Source organism: Pontibacterium sp. (genome assembly GCF_964228735.1).
In the GTDB taxonomy this organism is placed as follows: Bacteria; Pseudomonadota; Gammaproteobacteria; order Pseudomonadales; family Balneatricaceae; genus Pontibacterium.
Genome location: NZ_CAXRBQ010000173.1, coordinates 1 through 4510, shown reverse-complemented (window position 1 = coordinate 4510; position 4510 = coordinate 1). Strand labels below are relative to the sequence as shown.

Sequence of the window (4510 nt, the reverse complement as noted above, 5' to 3'; positions counted from 1 at the left end):
CAAGCGCCCCGCTGCCAACGTAAGTTGACCAGCAGCGTTCAGCGCCAGCATAGGAAGCTCCTGAGAAATGTTTGTTACGGTGCTTTGTGTCGTAAAACTGTGGTTGGCAACCAATTGACTAAGCATCCCTTCGGGTGACAGCGCCGCTTTCAACGGCAGATCAAAGGTGCCACGGGTACTGACGGAGCCCGACACAACTGGCAGTGTCAGCGTTGGCATAAAACGATCCAGCCAGCTTCTTAATCCACCAAGGTCTATAACCTGGTTCGCATGCAACGAAACCTTATCTTCCGCTTTCAGGTTGCCATCAATCACCACAAACGGTGTGTCGTCCTGCAGCAGCCGAAAGTTAAAATGGTTATCGGGCGTCAGCTCCAAGTCACTCCAGCCCAGATCCTGTTCATCACGTTTAAACCGAACGCGGCTGTAGAGCTGATTTTCGTCGACCACCAAAGCACCGCTAAGTGTCCAGTCGGGTTGGTTGGCTGGATAATCGAGTACAAGGTTCAATTCACCGATGCGCACCTGCTCGCTGGGTAACAGCGCAAACCACACTGCAGGCAGTAACTCCGGCAGATCCAGATAGGCTTCAGCTTGCGTTGATACCTCCTGCTCGGTGCCGGTGAGCTGTATCGTGAGGTTGGATTGCGGTAGTTCTACCAGATCGACCTTTTGGGTTGCCCAAAGGGTCAGTGGTGTGTATTCGATGGTCAGCGGGCCAGCTTCGACAGAAACTTGAGCGTTCTCGGTTTCGATCTGGGCTGCAAACCGCGTCACGGTCATACGATTCCAGCCGGGACGCTCCATCTCCAATACTACATTCTGGAAATTTTGCTCGGCCAACCAGCGCGCACCACCCCATTGCACGATATAAGGTGTCGCCGCGTAGATAGCGATCACCAGTAATACCGGAAGCAGTATTAATATGGCCAAGCTTAAATACAGACGCCGCATCGTTCCTCCCGCAGACCTCTTCCGGTTCCCTGAAATTACGTATAGCAACAGATAGCGGATATGACATCAATACAGTGGAGACGATCCCTGGTCATTGGGGTGGGTACTGGACTGTATCAATTTTGAGCAATTGCAATACGACTGATCAGCAAACAATCAGAATATTGCAGATTTATCAGGAAAAAATGCCTCAAAACGCCCGATTTTCAAGGTGTTGTAAAATTTCTACACTATTTTTACAAGCGGGGATTATTGCGCAGTCCCTTGTGCGGTGCGGCATACAGCGCAGTTTATTATCCTTTGGTGCAACAACACTACGTATAAACAGCCACATTTTTTCTGTATACTACACCGCGAAAATTATAACCATCGAGTTAAACCGACGTAGTTCGGTAGTGGGACTCGGGTAAGGGACAAAGGCGACCACAAGTCTCCTTTCACGAAGCCTATGGCCATTCCGGGGCCATATACACTTGGGGATTAGAATGACTACACCAGAGCAAACCATTTACTACACCCTGACTGACGAAGCACCAGCGCTGGCAACTGCATCTCTGCTGCCAATCGTTCGTACTTTCACTTCTGCAGCGGGTATCGACGTTAAGATCACTGACATCTCCCTGGCGGGCCGTGTCCTGTCTGCATTCCCTGAAAAGCTGTCTGAAGAACAGCAGGTTCAGGACGGTCTGGCTTTTCTGGGTCAGCTGACTCAGGATCCAAAAGCTAACATCGTTAAGCTGCCTAACATCTCTGCATCTATCCCGCAGCTGAAAGCTTGTATCGCCGAGCTGCAGTCTCAGGGTTACAACGTCCCAGATTTCCCAGAAGCTCCTCAGAACGCGGAAGAAGAAGACGTTAAAGCACGTTACTCCAAGATCTTGGGTTCTGCTGTAAACCCAGTACTGCGTGAAGGTAACTCTGACCGTCGTGCGCCGGGTGCTGTTAAAGCATTCGCTCGTAAATTCCCTCACTCCATGGGTAAGTGGAGCAAAGCGTCCCAGACTCACGCTGACTACATGCGTGACGGTGATTTCTTCTCCAGCGAACAGTCTGTAACTATGGAAGAAGCTGGCGACGTTCGCATCGAGTTTGTTAACCAGAACGGCGACGTTGAAGTTAAGAAAGAGCTGTCTCTGGAACAGGGCGAGATCCTGGACTCCATGCGCATGAGCTGCAAAGCGCTGCGTGAGTTCCTGGAAGAGTCCATGAACGACGCTAAAGAAAGCGGCGTAATGTGGTCCCTGCACGTTAAGGCGACCATGATGAAGGTTTCCCACCCGATCGTATTCGGTCACGCGGTAACCGTTTTCTACAAAGACCTCTTCGAGAAGCACGGCGAACTGTTCAAAGAGCTGGGTGTTAACCCGAACAACGGTCTGGGCAGCGTATACGACAAGATCGCGTCCCTGCCTCGTTCCAAGCGTGAAGAGATCGAAGAAGATATCCACGCTTGCTACGAAAACCGCCCTTCCCTGGCGATGGTTGATTCCGTTAAAGGCATCACCAACCTGCACGTACCTTCCGACGTAATCGTTGATGCTTCCATGCCAGCAATGATCCGTGGCGGCGGCAAGATGTGGGGTGCAGACGGTAAGACTCACGACACTAAAGCTGTAATGCCTGAGTCTACTTACGCGCGTATCTACCAGGAAATGATCAACTACTGTAAGACTAACGGTGCGTTCGATCCGACTACCATCGGTACTGTGCCAAACGTTGGTCTGATGGCTAAGAAAGCTGAAGAGTACGGTTCCCACGACAAGACTTACGAACTGGCTGAGGCTGGTGTAATGCGTGTTGTTGCAGCGGACGGTACTGTTCTGATGCAGCACGACGTTGAAGTGGGTGACATCTGGCGTGCATGTCAGACCAAAGACGAGCCTGTTCGCGACTGGGTTAAACTGGCTGTGACTCGCGCGCGTCAGTCTGACACTCCTGCAGTATTCTGGCTGGACCACAAACGTGCTCACGACCGTGAACTGATCAAGAAAGTTGAGAAGTACCTGCCAGAGCACGACACTGAAGGTCTGGAACTGCACATCAAGACTTACAACCAGGCGATCCGCTTCAGCATGGACCGCATGATTCGCGGTAACGACACTATCTCCGTAACCGGTAACGTACTGCGTGACTACCTGACCGACCTGTTCCCGATCATCGAACTGGGTACGTCTGCGAAGATGCTGTCAATCGTTCCAATGTTGAAAGGCGGCGGCATGTACGAAACTGGTGCTGGTGGTTCCGCGCCTAAGCACGTACAGCAGGTTGAAGAAGAAAACCACCTGCGTTGGGATTCCCTGGGTGAGTTCCTGGCACTGGCTGTATCTCTGGAAGATATGGGCATCAAGAACGACAACCCACGTGCTGCGATCCTGGCGAAAACTCTGGACGCTGCAACCGGTAAACTGCTGGAGAACAACAAGTCTCCTTCCCGTAAGACCGGTGAGCTGGACAACCGTGGTAGCCACTTCTACCTGGGTATGTACTGGGCTCAGGAAGTTGCTGCTCAGACTGAAGACGCTGAACTGGCTGCTCAGTTCGCTCCGCTGGCGAAGTCTCTGACTGAAAACGAAGAGAAGATCGTTGCGGAACTGGCGGCAGCTCAGGGCAAACCTGCAGAGCTGGACGGTTACTACCACGCTGCACGTACTACCGTTAAGAAAGTAATGCGTCCATCTGAAACGCTGAACGCTGCTCTGGCTGCTGCTAACGCATAAGCCTGACTGCTACGCTTAACGCGTATCAAAAGACGATAAGGCCCGGGGTGGAAACATCCCGGGCTTTTTTTGTGCTTTTTTATTGGCTGGAGGCTTCCAAATTTGTCTGTAGGGCAGTCTTCAGACTGCCGGCACCCTAAAGGGTGCCCTACATGGGTCGTGATTCGTTCTGTTCCAATTCGTTGCTGTAATCCGCCTTCGATGTTGCAATGATCTTCATCGCATGGGGATGGCTACCCTCCTCCGGTAGTGGATGCAGCTTATCCATCGCGATCGATAACCCGTGATCGGACACAATCTTCACATGACGACGCCTTAGCAGGCGAGGCTCTCTCACGCCGCAGGAGTGTGCAATAAGGCCAACGCCATAGGTGATGTACTTGTGGTAATACGCCACGCGATCGGACTTGTGCGTTGGATCAAGGCCCTGCTGCAAGCGGGAATTATGGGTCGTAATCCCAGTAGGACAGGTGTCCTTGTTGCACTGCATTGCCTGGATGCACCCCAAAGAGAACATAAAGCCTCGTGCCGAAGTTACAAAGTCTGCGCCGGTAGCCAATGCCCACGCGACTTTAGACGGTACGATCAGCTTACCGGACGCAATAACCTTGATCCGTTTTCTCAGCCCGCGCTCGATTAGCATATCCACCAACAACGGAAGACTTTCTTTAAGCGGCAGCCCAACGTAATCGCGTAACGGTTGAGGCGCTGCACCGCTGCCGCCGTCGGGGACGGGGGCGGCGTCGGAGCCGGTGCCTCCCTCGGAGGTGCCGCCGCCATCGGGGCCGCCCGCTCCCGGCTCGTGTGCGGTGGCGACCAGGCGCGGCGGGCGGCGGCGG

General features: G+C 53.0%; 3 protein-coding genes. 1 reads left to right on the top strand and 2 read right to left on the bottom strand.

Annotation, left to right across the window (positions count from 1 at the left end; genetic code table 11):
- Positions 1-900: hypothetical protein (locus ACEQ15_RS18500; RefSeq protein WP_370280737.1), on the bottom strand; the 900-nt coding region annotated here is incomplete at its 3' end.
- A gap of 539 nt (positions 901-1439) precedes the next feature.
- Between ACEQ15_RS18500 and ACEQ15_RS18495 the strand changes: the two genes are divergently transcribed.
- Positions 1440-3671 carry an NADP-dependent isocitrate dehydrogenase gene (locus ACEQ15_RS18495; protein WP_370280736.1) on the top strand — a complete coding sequence of 744 codons (2232 nt, stop codon included), beginning with the start codon at positions 1440-1442 and terminating at the stop codon, positions 3669-3671.
- A 148-nt stretch (positions 3672-3819) separates the two neighbouring features.
- Here the strand turns inward: ACEQ15_RS18495 and ACEQ15_RS18490 are convergent.
- Positions 3820-4510: glutamate synthase-related protein (locus tag ACEQ15_RS18490; protein WP_370280735.1), on the bottom strand; the 691-nt coding region annotated here is incomplete at its 5' end.